Raw genomic sequence first — 478 nt, forward strand, 5'->3', positions numbered from 1 at the left:
AAATATACTGGACGCGCTTCGCACCAGGTATCGACCAACATCTTACAGTGAAGGCGCACAGGATCTTGCGTCCGCTCGTGGCCGCACGCGGTTTGCAAGATGTCGGCGTATTTGGATCGGTGTTGCGGTGGAAGAACGCGCCCGGAAGATTTGGCGTGCAGGTGGAAGGCAAATGGCATCTGACGTTTTGCTGGATCGAGGGAGAGGGCCCTTTCGACATTCGCTTCGAAAGGCGCTGAACGGAACGAGGGTTTATGCATGACATTGCAGCAAACTCGGTTTGTGCCGGCGCCTCCTGTCACGCCAGGCGAATTCCTGCGGGATCGCATTCTCGTCCCACTGGGCATCACGCAGGACCAGCTTGCGGCGGCATTGCAGGTGTCACGCTTTTCTGTGAATCAGATCGTCAACGGACGCAGGTCGGTGACGGCCGACATGGCGCTGAGGCTGGCGAAAGTGACAAGTACCTCTTCCGAAC

2 protein-coding genes are annotated in these 478 nt (G+C 57.7%); both read left to right on the forward strand.

Annotation, left to right across the window (positions count from 1 at the left end; translation table 11 throughout):
• Positions 1 to 239: hypothetical protein (locus EOA60_RS38610; RefSeq protein ID WP_206628484.1), on the forward strand; the 239-nt coding region annotated here is incomplete at its 5' end.
• Between the two features lie 19 nt (positions 240 to 258).
• Positions 259 to 478, forward strand: a 220-nt coding sequence (locus EOA60_RS36845; protein ID WP_128312821.1) for a HigA family addiction module antitoxin, incomplete at its 3' end; no start/stop codon positions are given.

The organism is Mesorhizobium sp. M1A.F.Ca.IN.020.06.1.1 (genome assembly GCF_004023265.1).
Classification (GTDB): Bacteria; Pseudomonadota; Alphaproteobacteria; order Rhizobiales; family Rhizobiaceae; genus Mesorhizobium.